This window comes from Streptomyces sp. NPDC048504 (assembly GCF_043200035.1).
Taxonomy (GTDB): domain Bacteria; phylum Actinomycetota; class Actinomycetes; order Streptomycetales; family Streptomycetaceae; genus Streptomyces.
The window spans coordinates 395183-413299 of record NZ_JBICXA010000005.1 but is presented as its reverse complement, the minus strand read 5'-3'; the positions used below and the strand labels follow the sequence as shown (position 1 = coordinate 413299).

11 protein-coding genes are annotated in these 18117 nt (G+C 68.7%); 7 read left to right on the top strand and 4 right to left on the bottom strand.

The genetic code is table 11. From position 1 onward, the window contains the following. Window positions 1-9 precede the first annotated feature (9 nt). Both ACGFY9_RS15545 and ACGFY9_RS15540 read left to right on the top strand, forming a co-directional pair. The gene (locus ACGFY9_RS15545) at window positions 10-735 is read left to right on the top strand and encodes a response regulator transcription factor (RefSeq protein WP_393754356.1); all 726 of its coding nucleotides are present in this window, start codon (window positions 10-12) and stop codon (window positions 733-735) included. Continuing rightward, window positions 732-2270: a sensor histidine kinase gene (locus tag ACGFY9_RS15540; protein WP_393754354.1), complete on the top strand. Its 1539-nt coding sequence runs from the start codon at window positions 732-734 to the stop codon at window positions 2268-2270. The genes ACGFY9_RS15545 and ACGFY9_RS15540 overlap by 4 nt, the downstream gene beginning before the upstream one ends. Before the next feature lie 38 nt (window positions 2271-2308). Here the strand turns inward: ACGFY9_RS15540 and ACGFY9_RS15535 are convergent, their stop codons facing one another. The 3 genes from ACGFY9_RS15535 to ACGFY9_RS15525 all read right to left on the bottom strand — a co-directional run bounded on the left by ACGFY9_RS15535 (window position 2309) and on the right by ACGFY9_RS15525 (window position 5911). Further along, on the bottom strand, window positions 2309-4576 hold the full coding sequence (locus ACGFY9_RS15535; RefSeq protein WP_393754352.1) for an NEW3 domain-containing protein: 2268 nt from the start codon (window positions 4574-4576) through the stop codon (window positions 2309-2311). A 206-nt stretch (window positions 4577-4782) separates the two neighbouring features. After that, window positions 4783-5328 carry a hypothetical protein gene (locus ACGFY9_RS15530; protein WP_393754350.1) on the bottom strand — a complete coding sequence of 182 codons (546 nt, stop codon included), beginning with the start codon at window positions 5326-5328 and terminating at the stop codon, window positions 4783-4785. 43 nt (window positions 5329-5371) lie between these two features. Continuing rightward, entirely contained in the window at window positions 5372-5911 is a 540-nt protein-coding gene (locus ACGFY9_RS15525; RefSeq protein WP_393754348.1) for a TetR/AcrR family transcriptional regulator, read from the bottom strand. A gap of 90 nt (window positions 5912-6001) precedes the next feature. On the opposite strand from ACGFY9_RS15525, the gene ACGFY9_RS15520 reads away from it, so the two are divergent. The 4 genes from ACGFY9_RS15520 (at window position 6002) to ACGFY9_RS15505 (ending at window position 12497) form a co-directional block, all read left to right on the top strand. Then, window positions 6002-6919 carry a patatin-like phospholipase family protein gene (locus ACGFY9_RS15520; RefSeq protein WP_393754346.1) on the top strand — a complete coding sequence of 306 codons (918 nt, stop codon included), beginning with the start codon at window positions 6002-6004 and terminating at the stop codon, window positions 6917-6919. 246 nt (window positions 6920-7165) lie between these two features. Further along, window positions 7166-8260, top strand: coding sequence for a lytic polysaccharide monooxygenase (locus ACGFY9_RS15515; RefSeq protein ID WP_393754344.1), 1095 nt, complete (start codon window positions 7166-7168; stop codon window positions 8258-8260). 534 nt (window positions 8261-8794) lie between these two features. Continuing rightward, window positions 8795-12055 (top strand): GH92 family glycosyl hydrolase, encoded by a 3261-nt coding sequence (locus tag ACGFY9_RS15510; RefSeq protein ID WP_393754342.1) that lies wholly within the window; start codon window positions 8795-8797, stop codon window positions 12053-12055. A 67-nt stretch (window positions 12056-12122) separates the two neighbouring features. Continuing rightward, on the top strand, window positions 12123-12497 hold the full coding sequence (locus ACGFY9_RS15505; protein WP_393754340.1) for a hypothetical protein: 375 nt from the start codon (window positions 12123-12125) through the stop codon (window positions 12495-12497). A gap of 7 nt (window positions 12498-12504) precedes the next feature. Here the strand turns inward: ACGFY9_RS15505 and ACGFY9_RS15500 are convergent, their stop codons facing one another. Beyond that, entirely contained in the window at window positions 12505-16296 is a 3792-nt protein-coding gene (locus ACGFY9_RS15500; RefSeq protein WP_393754338.1) for a GH92 family glycosyl hydrolase, read from the bottom strand. A 369-nt stretch (window positions 16297-16665) separates the two neighbouring features. On the opposite strand from ACGFY9_RS15500, the gene ngcE reads away from it, so the two are divergent. Beyond that, on the top strand, window positions 16666-18114 hold the full coding sequence (gene ngcE / locus ACGFY9_RS15495) for an N-acetylglucosamine/diacetylchitobiose ABC transporter substrate-binding protein (protein WP_393754336.1): 1449 nt from the start codon (window positions 16666-16668) through the stop codon (window positions 18112-18114). Window positions 18115-18117 lie beyond the last annotated feature (3 nt).

Genomic DNA, 18117 nt, shown 5'->3' with positions numbered 1-18117 from the left:
AATCGGGACATGACTGGCACATCGGGGTCCCGCAGCAGCCGCGTACGCGTGCTCATCGTCGACGACGAGCCCGCGCTCACCGAGGTCCTCTCCGTCGCGGTCACCGAGGCCGGCTGGCGGCCCTACCCCGCGCCGGACGGACAGAGCGCGCTGCGGATCGCCCGCGGCTGCGCCCCGCACGCCGTCGTCCTCGACGGCATGCTGCCCGACCTGGACGGCGTACAGGTACTGCGCCGGCTGCGCTACGAGAACCCGAAGCTGCCCGTCCTCATGCTCACCGCCCGCGACGCGATCGAGCACCGCCTCGACGGCCTCGAAGCGGGCGCCGACGACTACGTCACCAAGCCCTTCTCCCTGGAGGAGGTCGTGCTGCGGCTGCGCGGACTGCTGCGCCGGGCGGGCGGCGAACGGACCCCGTCCGACGACTCCGTACGGGTCCTCGGCGACCTCGTCCTGACCGGCGAGACCCGCGAGGTACGGCGCGCCGGTGAGCCGGTCCAGCTCACCGCCAAGGAGTTCGAGCTGCTCACCCTGTTCCTCGACCACCCCCGCCAGGTGCTGAGCAAGGCACAGATCCTCGACCAGGTGTGGAGCAGCTGCTTCGACGGCGGCGGCAACCTCGTCGAGGTCTACATCTCCAGCCTCCGCCGGAAGATAGACCGGGGCCGGGCCCCGATGATCCACACCGTGCGAGGAATGGGATACGCCCTACGGCCCGTGGAGGACGGCAGATGAACCTCCTGACCCGCAACCGAGGCCGCCTGCGCGGCCGTTCACTGCGCACCCGGCTCCTCCTCTTCATCAGCGCCACCCTCGTCGCCGTGTGCGCCACGATGGCCCTCACCACCGTGCTCGTCCAACGCGCCTATCTGCTGGGCAACTTGGACGACCGGGTCGACAACGCCGCCCAACGGAGCCTGGGCGGGGCCGAACTGCGTCCGGGCTTCGACGACGACCTCGGGTTCCTCACGGAGAACGGCCACGCGGCCGGGACACTCGCCGCGCGGCTGAACGACAAGGGCGCGATCATCGCCGCGGCCGTCGTCAGCCAGGACGCCCCGCCGCAGAACCTCACCGCCGCCCAGCGCACGGCCCTCCAGGGCATCACGGCCGACGGCGCGAAGCACACCCGGACCGTGCCCGGCCTGGGCACCTACCGGATCACCGTGCTCGACGACAACGGGGTCCGAGTCCTCGCCGGCCTCCCGATGGACGACGTCCAGGACATGATCAGCGGTCTGGTGGCGGTCGAGGCGGTCGTCGCCCTCGCCGGACTGACCGCGGCGGGCTGCCTGTGCGCGGTCGTCATACGACGGCAGCTACGGCCCCTCGACCGGGTCGCCGCCACCGCCGTCGAGGTCTCCCGCTCGCAGCTCGGGCACGGCGAGGTCACCGCGCTCACCCGGGTGCCCGAGCGGGACACCGACCCCGGCAGCGAGGCCGGCCAGGTCGGCGCCGCGCTCAACCGCATGATCGACCACGTCGAGTCCTCGCTCGCCGAACGCCAGCGCAGCGAGGAGCAGATACGCCGCAGCGAGGAACGCATGCGCCGCTTCCTCGCCGACGCCAGCCATGAACTCCGCACCCCGCTCGCCTCGATCGCGGGCTACGCCGAGCTGATGAACCGCGGCACCGACCGCATCGAGCCGGGCCTCGCCTGGCGCCGGGTCACCGCCGAGTCGGCGCGCATGACGGGCCTCGTGGAGGACCTGCTGCTGCTCGCCCGGCTCGACGAGGGGCGGCCGTTGCAGTCCGCCGAGGTGGACCTCGCGGCGCTGCTCGCCGAGGCGGTGTGGGACGCGCGCGCCGCGGGCACCGGCCACGAGTGGCAGCTCCACCTGTCCCTGGACGCCCCCGCCCTGGTCATCGGCGACGAGGCCCGCCTGCATCAGGTGCTGGCCAACCTGTTGGCCAACGCGCGGATGCACACACCTGTCGGCACGACGGTCACCGCGAGCGTCGAGGCCACCGCCGACCGCACCGTCGTCATCCGGGTACGCGACGACGGCCCCGGCATCCCCCCGGCCCTCCTCCCCACGGTCTTCGAACGCTTCACCCGCGCCGACGCCTCCCGCGCCCGGGCGGGCGGCAAGGAGGGCGGCTCCGGCCTGGGCCTCGCCATCGCCACGGCGATCACCGGAGCCCACGGCGGCCGCATCGACGTGACCAGCGTCCCGGGCCGCACGGAGTTCACCATCGAACTCCCGGCGGCCGCCACCGAACTCCCGCCCGCCGAACCGGCGATGCGCGCCCGCACGGCGCCGGTCTAGAGGAGCACCGGGCGCCGTACGGGACCTGGGGCAGTGGGCTAGGGACTGGTAGTGAACCCGTCGAAGTCGGCCTCGCCCGTCGTGCCCGAGGCGTGCGAGGTCTGGGTGAGGCCCACGTCCTGGGTGGCCGCAGCGGTGGGGACGGTGATGGTGCCGACCAGGTTCCAAGTGGCGTTGTCGGTCGAGTAATAGCCGCTGTAGCTGGTGCCGTTGCGGACGAGCTTCAGCCATGACGGGTAGGCGGCGGTGCCGGCGGAGTCCTGCGAGTCCAGCTTTCCGTCGCCGTCGCTGTCCCAGTCGAGGAGGTAGCCGTTGCCCGGGGTCGCGACGAGGGCCACGTACCCGGGTGAGGTGTTGGGCTGGGTGATGTCGTTGCGGACCATGATCCCGGCCTTCGCCCAGACATCCGTGTCCGACTGGGAGTTGAGCTTCACGGTCGTCACCGAACCGTCGTGCTCGGCTCCCGGCAGATAGATCGAGCCGTATTCGTTGGTGCCGTTGTACAGGTCCGCACCCTGCGCCCGGATACCGAGTTGGGTGCCGGACTCGCTGAAGCTCGCGGTGGTGGACGCGAACGTCCGGTACGGGGCGGTCACTTGGTGGTTGACCGTGATCGTGTCACCGGCGGTGAGGCGGGTCTTCCCCGACGACCGGAAACGGTAACTCGCCGTCCCCTGAAAGTCGTTGGAGGCGAAGAGCTTCGCCGAGGGCGGGATGGACACGGAGTAGGTGGCCTTCAACGCATGGCCGCCACGGACCGTCCGAGCCCGGGTCACGGAGCGCGTGGTGATCTTCGTGCCGGCCGGCCCGGTGAGGGTCAGGCCGGCATCGGTGATCGACCGCGACCCGTTGTCGGACAGGACCGCGGTCACGGTACGGGTGGTGCTGTCGCTCGACGCGGGCGCCCAGTCGAGCCCGAACGAGACGTCCGGAGCCGCGCCGGTCATCGTGCGGTGGGTGCCGTGGACCCGGTACAGGACCACACCGTGCGCGGGCACATTGGCGGCGATGCGGCCAGCCGACTCGGTCAGCCCATGCCCCCACAGATCCCGCAGGGCGTAGTCGCGCGCCCCGTGCAGACCCAACGCGCCTGCGGAAGTGGCGACTTCACGGGGCGCCGACCCGGTGTTGAACAGCCCGACCACGACGTCCCCGTCGGCCTCGGTCTTGGCGAACACCTGCGAATTCGCGTCCGAGGAGATGCGCTTGGCGTCGATGCCGTCCTGGTCGACCGCGAGGACATCGGTGTTCTTCAGCAACGCGAGGTCGGCCGGGTCGAGATGGGTGAGGTCGGTGCCGAGGATGAGCGGGGAGGCGGCCAGCGACCACAGGCTCATCTGCGTCCGGCGCTCGTCGGGGGTGAGGCCGTTGTCGGCGCCGTTCCCGATCTCCAGGGAGTCGTAGTCGTTGTAACCGCCGGGACCGCCGTACGGTGCCCAGGCCGCGACCTGGTCGAAGCGGGAGGCGATGGAGGACCAGGTGGTCAGGGGGTAACTGCTGCCGTCCGGACCGCAGTAGCACTCGATGTCGCCGCCGGTGCGCCAGCCGTTGGAGAGTTTCTTCCAGGTGGCCGCGTTGTTGATGTCGAGGTTGTTGGACAGTTCAAGGTGGATCGGCCGGCCGGTGTGACGCAGGGCGTCCGACCAGGCCTGGACGTCCTGTTGGTCGGACGTGCCGACACCGTCGATCTTCAGATAGTCGATGCCCCACCCGGCGAACTGACCGGCCCACGAGTCGATGAACGTCTGCGCGCCGGGCTCGGTGTAGTCGATGCCGACCATGCCGCCGCAGTTGTAGTTGCTCTCCGTCGCCGTGGTGGCGATGTCCCGCGCGTGGTAGGCGGTCCCCTTGATCGCGGTGTTCTTGGCGACCGCCTGCTGCGAGATGCCGGGCGTGACGTACAGGCCGAACTTCAGCCCCAGGGAGTGGACATAGTCGGCCACGACCTGGACGCCGTTCTCACCGCCGCGCGGCGGGAACTTGACGGGGTCGGTGACCCAGCGGCCGTACTGGTCGACGTCCGGCCCCTGACTGCCGGGGCACTGGTACCAGAAGTCGTCGACGTTGGCGTAGACGAAGCCGTTTTTCGCCAGCCCGCTGTCCTTGAGCGCCTTCGCCTGCGCCTCGATGGTCTGCGCGGTCGGATCGCGCCTCACGAAGCTCCAACTGCTCCACCCCAGCACGGGTTTGAGCCCGACACCGTTGTCATCGGCCCGCGCGGAATGACCGCCGGTCGTGGTGACTCCCATGGTGAGCAGCAGTGCTCCGGTGAACGCGGCCAGCGCACCGCGGATCTGTCTTCTCATGAGCTGTTCCTCCATCGCAACGCCCACTCGACTCAGAAAACGTCAAGAACCAACCCCGTGGACGCGACAAGTGAACAGGACCGCACGCCAGTCACCACATGGCGCGCTTGGCCAAAACTGGGTCAAGTCTGTGGGGCCACTGTGGCGCCGGCCGGAGAAAGTCCTGTCTGCCCCACCCCGTGCATCGCCCCGTCCGGCCACCCCGGTCATCTGCGGCCGCCCAGCAACCGCGCCTGTTCCAGCTTCAGTTCGCCGAAGCCCCGCCGCGCGTATGCGGCCAGCTCCGTGCCGGGGAACCAGACCAGCGACAGGTGCTCCGAGAGGTCGCCCCGCGCCCAGCGCGCCACCGTGATCTCGTATCCCGCCGTGTGCGCGCACAGATCCAGCAGCACCGACGGCATTTCCGGCTCGCGCAGCAGATCCGCCCGCCCGACGACGAGATCGCGCATCTTCCGCAGGGACGGCAGGAAAACGGTCGTCACCCACAGCCGCCACTCGGCGAGTTCCTCGTCGCTCGGCGGAATCTCGTCACTGAAGGGCGAGACGCCCTCGTGCCGGGCATGCCGCTCCACGAACGCGGCGAAGGTGCGGGTGTTGGCCTCCGTCAGGGCGAACAACGGACCGTAGAAGTCGCTGAGTTGACGATTGACCCGGGCGAGCCGCTCCTGTCGCTGGGTCAGCCGCAGACCGTTGAGGTACGTGGCGACATATCCGGCGAAGGCCAGTGCGACCGTGACGGCGACTGCGATCATGCCGGGATCGTAGGGGACCCGGCCGCGGCCGTGGGCGACGGGCTCACGAGTCGCTCGACAGGTATGCGGTCCACCCGCGGGCGGCATCCAGCAGCGATGCGTGGGAGACGTCGTCGAAGGCGCGCAGCTTCAGGAAGTGCTGCGTGATCGTCAGGCCGAGGATGCCGCTCACGGTGATCAGGGCGCGCAGGTGTGCGTCGTCCCCGTCCAGTGACCGGGCGAGATTGTCGACGCGTTCGTCGAGGAAGGACCGCATCGAGTCCGCCGCTTCCGGCACCGTCAGCATGGACCGGACGAGAGCGGTCGTCTCGGGGGGTAGTTCACCCAGCCTGACGGCGAGGACCTCCAGAAGATGCTCGGCGGCGCTCTGCTCGTCGTCGCCGGGCAGTTGGACGGCCGAGTTGAAAAGGGCGGCCTTCGAGCCGAAGTGCTGCATCACCAGCGAGGCATCCACTCCCGCCACGCCGGCGATGCCCCGGATCGTCGCGCCGTCGAAGCCTCGTGTCGCGAATTCCTGTTGGGCGGCGTCGAGGATCCGCTGTGCGGTACGGGCACGTCTGGCGTCACGGGAGGTCTCGGTCACGGTCTCACTCTACAGGCGTTGAGTGAATGGGGTACGGTCTCTGCTCAACGGCGGTTGAGCGAACTGCCGCGGCGGACCGGGAGGCCTGACATGGCACTGAACGCGATCGAAGAACACGGGAATCCTTCTCGGCGAATGGACTCACCGACGCGCACGGTCGTTCTCGGGGGCGGCGGCACCGTCGGTGTCGCCTGGCAGACAGGTCTGCTCACAGGGCTGCGTGAAGCCGGTGTCGACCTGGCGGGGGCCTCGGCCGTCGTGGGAACGTCCGCCGGAGCCCTGGTCGGTGCGCTGCTGGCCGGCGGCCGCGAGTCCACCGACGCCCTCGCGGTCCTGGCGGCGGTCGGGCAGAAGATCGACTTCGCCGGCCTGACGGCAGGCTCGGAAGCCTTCCTGAACGCATCGCGCCGAGCCGCCCTCGCCGCCGACCCGCGGCAAGCGCTACGAGCGATCGGCTCCGCGGCCCGGGAGGCGACAACCGTGCTCACCGAGGACGACTACCTCGGCCTGCTCGAAACACTCGACGGTGCCGCCTGGCCCGCCGGGTTCCGATGTACCGCGATCAACACCGACACCGGCGAACTCGTCGTGTGGGGCCAGGAATCGGGTGTGCCGCTGCTGCACGCTGTCGCTGCCAGTTGCGTCGTCCCGATGCTGTTCCCCACCGTCACCATCGAAGGAGCCCGCTACATGGACGGCGGCATCCTCAATCACCTGAACGCAGCGGTGGCCCCGCCGGCCGACCTTCTCGTGGCCATTTCCTGCTTTCCCCTCGGGTCCCGGGGCGGCGGAGCCGGCAGCGAGCTTTCCGCTTCGACCGTGAGAGCGGACGCGGAGTTGACCCAGTTGCGCGAAACAGCCCGGCTGGTACCCGTGGAGCCCGATTTCGGTCACCTCAAGGCTCCGGTGAAAATGATGGATCCGGAGATCGCCGGCCAGGCTCTCCTCATCGGCAAGCGCCAGGCAGAACGAGAAGCGGCAACGATCCGGGCCGCCTGGGGCATCTGACACCCCATCAGAAGTCAACCCCGGCGCGCACTCCCGGGCCGCGAGCTCGCGGAGCGCAAGCATCTTCAAGCGCCCCCGCCGTTTACAGCCACCCCAGTCCGCGCTAACTTCACGGACAAGTGGGGTGGGAGCGCTCCCACCCGCCCGGCGGTCCGGAACCCGTCGGACGGCACCGGGTCGCCCCACCCCACGCAACCACCCCCGAACGTTCCTCGCACCCACCGACCGAAGGGACGTAGAACTGTCATGTCCGTGACAAAGTCAAGCCCAACTCCCGGTGTCCTACCGCGATTACCGCGCCCCACCCCTCACCGAGCCCTCTTCCTCGTGCTCCTGGCCCTGCTCACCACCGTCCCCGCCCTGGCCCTGATCCTCGCCACGGGTGGCCGGGCGGAGGCGCACGGCACCCCCATGAAACCCGGCAGCCGCACCTTCCTCTGCTGGCAGGACGCGCTCACCGACACCGGTGAGATCAAACCCGTCAACCCGGCGTGCAAGGCGGCCCAACAGGTCAGCGGCACAACGCCGTTCTACAACTGGTTCTCGGTGCTGCGCTCCGACGGCGCCGGCCGCACCCGGGGCTTCGTGCCGGACGGCGAACTGTGCAGCGGTGGCAACCCGAACTTCACGGGCTTCGACCTCCCGCGCGACGACTGGCCGTTGACGCATCTGACCTCCGGCGCGACGGTCGACTTCTCGTACAACGCCTGGGCGGCGCACCCGGGTTGGTTCTACGTCTACATCACCAAGGACGGCTTCGACCCGACGAAGACACTCACCTGGGACGACATGGAGGACACCCCGTTCCTCACGGTCGACCACCCGCCGCTCAACGGCACCCCGGGCACGGTCGAGGCCAACTACTCCTGGACCGGGCAGCTTCCGGCGGGCAAGTCGGGGCGGCACATCATCTACATGGTGTGGCAGCGCTCGGACAGCACGGAGACCTTCTACTCCTGCTCGGACGTCGTGTTCGACGGCGGCAACGGTGAGGTGACGGGCATTCACGACCCGGGCAACCCCACCGACCCGGTCCCCGGCGTCTGTTCGGCAACCCGGCACACGACCGGCACCTGGCCCGGCGGCTACCAGTCCGAGGTGACCGTCACCAACTCCGGCGACGTCCCGATGCTCGGCTGGATGGTCAACTGGGAACTCCCCGCAGGCCAGTCGGTCGCCAGCCTCTGGAACGGCAACGCGACCTACAGCGGCCAGGACGTGATGGTCCACAACGCCGACTGGAACGGCTCACTGAGTCCGGGGCAGAGCACGACCTTCGGATACGTCGTGAACGGCGACGGCGGTGATCCGGCAACTGCCCTTCCCTGCCAGGTCGGTTGAGCCGGTGCTCGGGGCGGACCCGGTGGTCGGGGGCCACCGGGTCCGCGAGCCGGACAGGCAATGGGGGTTGAACCTGCCCGGGTGGTGCGTGGCTTGGCGCGACACTGTGGTGCGACAACGTTGTCGAATGGTCTGCATATGACTCTACCGCCCCAACGGACAACGATGTCAAGCCAGTTGGGCCGCGTCGGCCGTCCGAGTGTCCGCGCCGTGCGTCCTCACCTGGGCACGCGCTCTTCCGTGGTACGGGTGGCGCACGTTACTGTCCCTGCGGCTTGTGCGACCTGTGGTGCGCGACCCGTCCGAAGGAGGAGGGGCCGCGTCATGCGTTTCCGTCCCATGTCCCTGTTGCCAGTGCCGCGACAGGCAATGTCCGCCCCGTCGCGACGCCCGGCACGCTCCCCCAGTGCCTCAAGGGCCTGGGAGGTGCCCCCACTCGCCGCACCGGCCGAAAGCCCAAGTACGTCCAGTACGAGGGCTTCCGGCCGGCACGCCGAGAGCACGCACCGGACGCCGCTCCTTGGTGGGCGAACATTGCCCGCCGCGGCACTGGCCGCCGCACTCGCGGTCGGCGGCGCCACCCCCGCCCTGGCGGCCACCGCCGCCCCACCACAACTCGTCAAGGACCCCAGCGCCTACGTCGATCCGCTGATCGGCACCAAGAACGGCGGCAACGTCTTCCCGGGCGCCGTCGTGCCCTTCGGCATGCTCTCCTGGAGCCCGGAGAACACCAGAGGCAGTGCGACAAGTACGGCCGCGCCAGGCGGTTACCAGTACGACGCCACCCGCATCCGCGGCTTCAGCCTCACCCACATGTCGGGCACGGGCTGCGCGGGCGGCAGCGGCGACATCCCGTTCTTCCCGTACGCCGGTGAGGTCACCTCGTCGCCCGCGAGCGACACCAAGGACGCCGTCTACGCCTCCGACTTCAGCCACACCGACGAGACCGCCGAGCCCGGCCACTACAAGGTCGGCCTCGCGTCCGGAGTCACCGCCGACCTCACCGCGACGGCCCGCACCGGTTCCGGCCGCTTCACCTATCCGGCCGACAAGCCCGCCTCGCTGCTGATCCGCACCGCCAACTCCGAGGTGGGGTCCACCGATTCGTCGGTCACCATCGACCCGTCGACCCGCACGGTCTCCGGCTCGGTCACCTCCGGCAACTTCTGCGGCTACCTCGACCCCGAGGGCCAACGCGCCTACTACACCCTGTACTTCACCGCCACCTTCGACCGCGCCTTCAAGACCACCGGCACTTGGCAGGACGACAAGCTGACCCCGGGCTCGACCTCCGCGACCGGCGGCACGGGCGGGTTCAGCACGGGCGGCCGGCCCGTCGCGGGCAAGGGCGCGGGCGGCTACGTAGAGTTCGAGCCCGGCACCGGCCCGGTCGGCGTCAAGGTCGGCATCTCGTACGTCAGTCAGGCCGGCGCCCAGGCCAACCTCGCCGCGGAGAACCCGCCGAAGCGCTCCTTCGACGCCGTCGAGGACGCGGCCCACCGCGCCTGGCGCGACCAGCTCGGCGCGATCAAGGTGGGCGGCGGCACCGACCCCGAGCGCACCACCTTCTACACCGCGCTCTACCACTCCCTCCTGCACCCGAACGTCATCAGCGACGCCGACCGCAGATACACGGGCAGCGACGGCAAGGTGCACAAGGTCAGCCGGGGTCATCAGGCGCAGTACGGCACCTTCTCCGGCTGGGACATCTACCGGTCGCAAGTCCAACTGCTCACCCTCCTCAGCCCCCGCACCGGCTCGGACATCGCCCAGTCCCTCTACGAACTCGCCCAGCAGAACGGGGGAGTCTGGGACCGCTGGCTGCACGGCGCGAGCGGCACCCACGTCATGAACGGCGACCCCTCACCCACCGCCCTCGCCGGCATCCGCGCCTTCGGCGGCACCGACTTCGACCTGAAGGGGGCCCTTGCCTCCCTCGTCCAGGCGGCCACCGTCCCCACCGCACAGGACCTGTCCTCCTCGGGCAAGCCGGTGCTCTCGGTGGGCCAACGCCCCTCCCTGGACAAGTACTTGAACCTGCACTACATGCCGTCCGTCTCCAACGCCTGGGGCGGCGCCGCCGAGACGCTGGAGATGTCCACGGCGGACTTCGCGCTCTCCCAACTCGCAACAGCGGCAGGGAAGAAGAGCACGGCGGCCGACTTCGCCCAGCGCGCCCAGTGGTGGCAGAACAACTTCAACATCGCCGCCGACCCCACCGGCGGCTACATCGCCAACCGCAAGGCGGACGGCAGTTGGGTCACCGGCTTCACCCCGGGCACCGGCAACGGCTTCGTGGAGGGCACGGCCGCCCAGTACACGTGGATGGTCCAGCACAACCCTGCGGGCCTCTTCGCGGCGATGGGCGGCACCGACAAGGCGCTCGCCCGCCTCGACTCCTTCTTCCATGAGGCGGACGGGAGTTGGGCCTTCACGGGCAGCGGTGGCGACAAGTCGGAGCTGGACAACGAACCGTCCGTCAACGTCCCCTACCTGTACGACTACGCGGGCGAGCCCTACAAGACCCAGGAGACGGTCAGGGCGGCCATGAAGCAGCTCTGGACGACCGACCCGGCCGGCATCCCCGGCAACGACGACCTCGGCGAGATGTCGTCCTGGTACGTCTTCTCGGCGCTCGGCATGTACCCCCAGGTCCCCTCCCGCGCCGAACTCACCCTCGCCTCACCGCTGTTCGAGCGCATCGAGATCAATCGCCCGCACGGCAACGGCATCTCCATCCGTGCGAAGGGCGCCGCGACCGACGCCCCGTACATCCAGTCCCTGAAGGTCAACGGCCGTAGCACGCAACAGCCTTGGCTCTCGTCCTCGATCGTCAGGAACGGCGGCACCCTCGACTACACCCTCTCCACCACCCCGAACCGCGCCTGGGGCAGCGACCCCGCCGACGCCCCGCCGTCCTTCCGCACCGGCGAACAGCCGTACCAGATCGGCGTCGGCCCGACCGCCGCGACCCTCGCGCCCGGCGAGAGCACCAAGGTCAACATCAAGGCCCTGTCCCTGAGCGGCGGCACCGGACCCGAGGTCCGCTACAGCGTCGAGACCCCCACCGGAGTCACGGCAACTCCCGCACAGGGCACGGTCGTCGACGGCTCCCAGGACATCACCCTCACCGCCGCCGCCGACGTCCGGCAGGGCTTCTACGACGTGAAGGTCACCGTCACCTCGGGCGGCGCGTCGTACGAGCAGCCGGTGTCCCTGACGGTCGCCGCGCCCGGCACCCTCCTCGCCGCCTACAACAACACCGGCGTCTCCGACGACACCGGTGAGCACGACGAGGCGGACTACGACGGAGGCGGCTGGAGCTACTCCCTCCAGGCGCTGGAGGCGGCCGGGCTGACCCCGGGCGGTACGGGCACGGTGGACGGGCTCGGCTTCACCTGGCCCAGCTCGCCGAACGGGCGCCCGGACAACGTGTCGGCGGCCGGTCAGACCGTCCAACTCCCGCAGTCCGCAAGCACGTTGTCCTTCGTGGGCAGCGCGGTCAACGGCAACCAGCAGACCAAGGCGACCGTCACCTACACCGACGGCAGCACGGACGCCATCGACCTGTCCTTCACGGACTGGACGGTCGGCGGGGGCGGCGGCACGGTGCAGTACGGCAACGAGGTCGTCGCCAGGACCGCGTACCGCAATGTCGCGGGTGCGGACAAAGACCCGGTAGCCACCTATGTGTTCGCCACCAGGCCGTTCGCGGCGCCCACGGGCAAGACCATCAAGAGCGTGACACTTCCGGACGACCCGGATCTCCATGTGTTCACCCTTGCGGTGAACTGACGTCCACTCGACGCGCCCTCGTCCGTTCCGGTGGCGGGGGCGCGTCGTCGCGTGCGAGCATCCGCAGATGGTGAAACGGCCGCAGCTGCCCGAGGAGTTCCGGGCCGAGGCGCGCACGGCCTTCGCGTTCCTGGTGGGGGACGAGGGCTTCGCGCCGCCCGAGGACATAGACGGCGGCCTGCGCTATCTGCGCGGGGATCTGATGGTGCGCGTCTGGTTCCTGGGCGGCGCCGAATCGGAGGTCCTGACACGACTGATCCCCCTGGCGCCGGACGGCACCAGGGGGAGCGGGGCGTGGCTCGACGACCTGTACAAGGCCGCCGCGTGCGGCCCGGCCCAGGACGTCCCCGTCTTCGCGTCGACCCGAAGAGGTGTGCTCAGACGGGTCCACCAGCACGCGGAGGCGTTGCGGCGGCTGCTGCCCCGCCTCCCCGTGCCGTGACCGTGCCTCAGGCCAGCAGTTCCACCTCCGCGAGTGTCGAGGAACTGTCCAGGACCAAGCGGTAACGCGCGTACGAGCCAGGTGACTTGACCGAGAAGACGCGCGTCTGCTTGTCCCAGGTGAAGGATTCGCCGGAGCGCTTGTCGAGCGTCTTCCACGTGGTGCCGTCGGCCGAGCCCTGGAGGGTCCAGCCGGTCGGTGCCTGCGTGTGGTCCGCCGACGACGTCAGCGTGTACTGGATGCCCTTGGTGGCCTTCGCGAGCGGCAGGTCCACCGAGGTCACCGTCGCGTCCGTGGCCGACGTGTTGTCGAACAGGGCGCCGACACCGGCGAGTTGGTCGCTGCGGGGCGTCGGCACCTTGTCGTCCTTGGTGATGGACACGGGCGCCGCGTTCTTGCCGCTGCCCCACGACGAGGGCTTGGAGCCCATGGAGAAGTCCAGCACTCCGCCCTTCTCCAGCAGCGAGTGCGGGAGTGAAGTCGACGTCCAGGCCTTGCCGTTGACCTTCAGACTCTGGACGTAGACGTTCTTCGTGCTGTTCTTCGGCGCCTTGACGACGAGGTCCTTGCCGTTCTCCAGGTGCACGGTCGCCTTGGTGAACAGCGGGGAGCCGATGGCGTATTCGCCGCTGCCCATCACCAGCGGGTAGAAGCCGAGTGCGGAGAAGAGGTACCAGGCCGACTGCTCGCCGTTGTCCTCGTCGCCGTGGTAGCCCTGCCCGATCTCGCTGCCGGTGTAGAGCCGCGACAGCACCTCGCGCACGTCCTTCTGCGCCTTCCAGGGCTCGCCGGCCGCGTCGTACATGTACGTGACGTGGTGGGCGACCTGGTTGGAGTGGCCGTACTGGCCCATGCGGACGTCCCGCGCCTCCGTCATCTCGTGGATGACACCGCCATAGGAACCGGCGTTGGTGGGCGATGCGGTCTCGGGGGTGCTGAAGTACTGGTCGAGCTTGTCGCCGAGGGCTTTCTGGCCGCCGTAGAGGTTGGCGAGGCCGCGGCTGTCCTGCGGGGCGGTGAAGGCGTAGCCCCAGCCGTCGGTCTCCGTGTAGTCGTAGCCCCAGATCTTCGGGTCGTAACTCGCCGAGTCCAGCCGCCAGTTGCCCTTGGCGTCCTTGCCCTGGAAGAACCCGGCCTGCTTGTCGAAGAGGTTCACGTAGTCCTGGGCGCGGTTGAGGAAGTACTCGGACTCCTCCTTGTAGTGCTTCTCGCCGGTCTTCTTGTAGAGGGCCTGGCCCATCTGCGCGATGCCGTAGTCGTTGACATAGCCCTCCATCGCCCAGGAGAAGCCCTCGCCGGTGTCGGTGCTCGTGTAGCCGAGGAAGGGCGAGGTGGTCATGCCCTTGCGGCCCACGCCGGAGGCGGGCGGGACGACGGTCGCGTTCTTCACGGCCGCGTCGTAGGCCGACTTGGCGTCGAACTTCACGCCCTTGACGTACGCGTCCGCGAACGCGACGTCCGAGGACGTGCCCGTCATGAGGTCCGCGTAGCCGGGGGAGGACCAGCGCGAGGTCCAGCCGCCGTCCTTGTACTGCTGCACGAACCCGTCGACCATCTCACCCGCCTGACTGGGCGTCAGGAACGAGTAGGCCGGCCAGGTCGTCCGATACGTGTCCCAGAAGCCGTTGTTGACGTACACCTTGCCGTCGACGATCTTCGCGCCGGTGTGCGTCGGGGTGTCCTGGCTCGTCATCGGGGAGAACGGCGAGGCGTACTGGTACGTCGAACCGACCTTCTCGAAGCCGGAGTTGGGGTACAGGTACAGCCGGTACATGCTGGAGTACAGGGTCGTCAGCTGGTCCGGCGTGGCGCCCTCCACCTCGACCTTGCCGAGCAGCTTGTCCCACACCTTCTGGGCCCGCTGCTTGACCGTGTCGAAGGAGGTGCCGTCCGGGATCTCCTGGCGCAGGTTGTCCTTCGCCTGGTCGACGCTGATCAGCGAGGTGGCCAGGCGCAGGGTGACCGTGTGGTCGGCGCCCGGCTTGAACTTCAGATAGCCCTTGACGCCGCTGGAGGAGCCGTCCGTCACGGGCGCGTCGAACGTGCCGTAGACGAAGAGCCGCGTAGCCCCGGTGGACAGCCCGGACTTGACGTCCGAGTAGCCGGTGACGGTCCCGTTCTCCTTGTCGAGGGTCAGGCCCGCCTGCTCGGTGACGTTGTCGAAGATGACGCTCGCGTCGTCGCCGGGGTAGGTGAAGCGCAGCGAGGCCGCGTGGTCGGTCGGGGCCATCTCGGCCTTCAGACCGTTCTCGAACGTGACGCCGTAGTAGTACGGGCGCGCGGTCTCGTTCTCGTGCTTGAACGCCAACTCCCGTGCCGTCGGGTCGGTGTTGGGCGTTCCGGAGGCGGCCGACGGCATCACCTGGAAGGTCTGCCGGTCGCCCATCCAGGGGCTGGGCTCATGGCTCAGGCTGAGCGCCTGGAGCGTCGGGAGGTTGTCGTCGTTGTTCGCGCGTGCGTAGTCGTAGAGCCAGCTGAGCGACGACGAATTCGTCACCGGTGTCCAGAAGTTGAAGCCGTGCGGCAGCGCCGCGGCGGGGAAGTTGTTGCCGCGCGAGAAGCTGCCGCTGGAGTTGGTGCCCCGGGTGGTCAGCGCGTAGTCGGACAGATGCGCCTTCGGCTTCTCGGGCGCCACCGACTTCAGGCTCACGTCGTCCAGCCAGCCCCGGAACTTCGCCGGCCCGCTCGGGGAGTCGTAGTCCAGCAGGATCCGGTCGACGGTCTTCCCGGCCGCGACCGAACCGATCCGCGAGAGGACGTTGTTCCACTGGTTGACGTAGAGGATCTTCGCCGCGCCCTGCCCCTGCGGTGTCAGCGCGAAGCCGTGCGAGTCCGTCGCGCCGAGGTCGCTGAGGTAGGTGCCGTCGGTGAAGGCGAGGTCGACGGAGACGTTCGTGGCGTCGTAGTCGAGGTCACCGTCGGACATCTGCGGGAAGAGCCGGTAGGAGAGCGCGGTGTCCCGGCCGACCGGCACGTTCACGTCGAAGACCTTGTTGTACGAGTACGCCCGCCCGGTGGCCGTGTGACGGCCCGCGTAGCGCAGTGCGCGCTTCCCGGTGAAGCCGGCGCCCGCCTTGGCGGTGGGGGAGCCGCTGGGGCCCCGGTCGACCAGCGAGAGCATGTCCTCGGGGATGGGGGCGGTGCTCCCGCCCGTCGAGAACTGGACGTCGGCGAGCTGCAGGATGCCGCTCGCGCCGTTGTTCTTCGTGATGTCGAGCCGGAAGTGCTGGTACTCGGCCGGCTCGGCGAGGTCGTAGGACTTCGTCTGGAACCGGTCGGCGAAGCTCTCGCCGGAGCGGGTGTCCAGGGTCTTCCAGTCCTTGCCGTCCGTCGAGCCCGACAGCGTCCAGTCCTTCGGATCGCGTTCGGCGAAGTCGTTCGCCGAAGTCAGCGCGTACGTCACTATCTTGGCCGGCTTGTCGAGGTCGAACTCGACCCAGCCGGTGGGCTCGAAAGTCAGCCACTTGGTGCCGGACTCGCCGTCGACGAGGTTCTCCTTCACCTCGCCGCCGCCCGTGTTCTCGGAGCTGGCCCGGACGTCGGTGACATGGTCGGTCACATTGCCCGGGATCCCGGTGCTGTAGCCGCCGTCGACGCCCGAGGCCCGCTTGGAGCCGTCCGGCGCTGTGTCGACCGTGTTCAGCCAGTCCGGTGCCGGGTCTCCCGACTCGAACGAGGAGGCGAACTCCCCGCCGGCCGGGGCCTTTGCCGGGAGGGCGACCGCCGCCCCCTGTGAACCCACGAGCAAAGCCAGTGCGGCGGTCGACACGACCGCCGTACCCCACCATCTGTGATGCATACGAGGGCATCCTCCCTGCACGCTGGACAACGTTGTCAGCTTCGATGCGCAAGGAACAGTAGGGAGTCAAGTGGCCTGGTGTGTCAAGGGTGTTGGGTGAGGCATTCGAGGGCAATAACGAGGATTTCTCCGGCATCGAACACACAGAGCGTTCATATTTCCGCGAGGTCTCACTTCGGAAAAGACCGACAACCCACCCTGCATTCGATCTTGCTCTGTCGACCGGAAGTGGACTATACCTGTCGCGTTCGACACCGCTCTCGCAGCAGCACGCACGAAGTACTCCTGCACGACCAAGCTCGACCTGACCGCGGTGCCGGGGAGGATCCGGTTCACCGCCTGAGTCCTGTTGAAGGCGAGGACTTGAGCATGGGATCCACTTCAGCCGAGAACAACGGTTCCAATGGCGTCGGCCGCCGCGATTTGATCAAGAGGTCGGCCGCACTCGGTCTGATCTCCGTACCCACGATGAGTTTCCTGGCCGCGTGTGCGAGCGGCGGCGGGGACGACACCAGCAGCGACGACTCCACCAAGGGCACCACGTCGAAGACGAATCCCTTCGGCGTGAAGAAGGGCAGCACGCTCGACGTCGTCGTCTTCAAGGGCGGTTACGGCGACGACTACGCGAAGGCGTGGGAAGCCAACTTCAAGACGAAGATCGGCGTCGGTTCGACCCACACCGGAACGCAGGAGATCACCGGCAAGCTGCAGCCGCGCTTCAACGCGGGCAACCCGCCGGACATCGTCGACGACTCCGGCGCCCAGCAGATCAAGATCGACGTCCTGTACAAGAACGGCCAGTTGCTCGATCTCTCCCCGGTGCTCGACGCCCCGGCGATCGACGACCCGACCAAGAAGGTGCGCGATCTGCTGATCCCCGGCACCCTCGACCCGGGTGTGCAGGAGGGCAAGGTCGTCGCCCTCAACTACATCTACACGGTCTGGGGGTTGTGGTACTCCGGCAAGCTCTTCAAGGACAAGGGCTGGACCCCGCCGAAGACCTGGGACGAGTTCATCGCCGTCTGCCAGAAGGCGAAGGCGGCCGGCATCGGCGGTCTCGCCCACCAGGGCAAGTACCCGTACTACATCAACGTCGCCATCATGGACCTGATCGCCAAGAAGGGCGGGATCGACGCCGTCAAGGCGATCGACAACCTCGACCCGAAGGCGTTCGTCGGCTCGGCCGCAGCGCAGGCCGGCGTCGAGGCGATCTACGAGGTGGTCGAGAAGGACCTGTTGATGCCCGGCACCAACGGCCTGACCCACACCGAGTCGCAGACCCGCTGGAACCAGTACAAGGCCGCGTTCATCACCTGCGGTTCCTGGCTGGAGAACGAGCAACTGAAGCTGACGCCAACGGACTTCGACATGAAGTTCCTGCCGATGCCGCTGCTGCCCGACAGCAAGATGCCGTTCGAGGCGATCCGGGCCGGCTCGGGCGAGCCCTTCATCATCCCGGCGAAGGCCAAGAACCTCCCCGGCGCCAAGGAGTTCATGCGCCACATGCTCTCCAAGGAGTGGTCGACGCTCTTCGCCAAGGAGGCCAACTCGCTCACCATCCTCAAGGACGGTGTCGACTCCAGCGTCACCCTGCGCCCCGGCACCCAGTCCACGGTCGACGCGTCCAAGGCGGCCGGCGACAACACCTTCCGCTTCCTGTACCCGGACTGGTACAGCGAGATGGACACCTCCATCCAGAACGCGTCCAACGAGCTGATGGCCAAGCGCATCCAGCCCAAGGAGTGGCTGAAGCGCTGCCAGGCCGCCGTCGACAAGCAGGCCAAGGACCCGGCGTCCAAGAAGAATGTTCACTCCTGATCG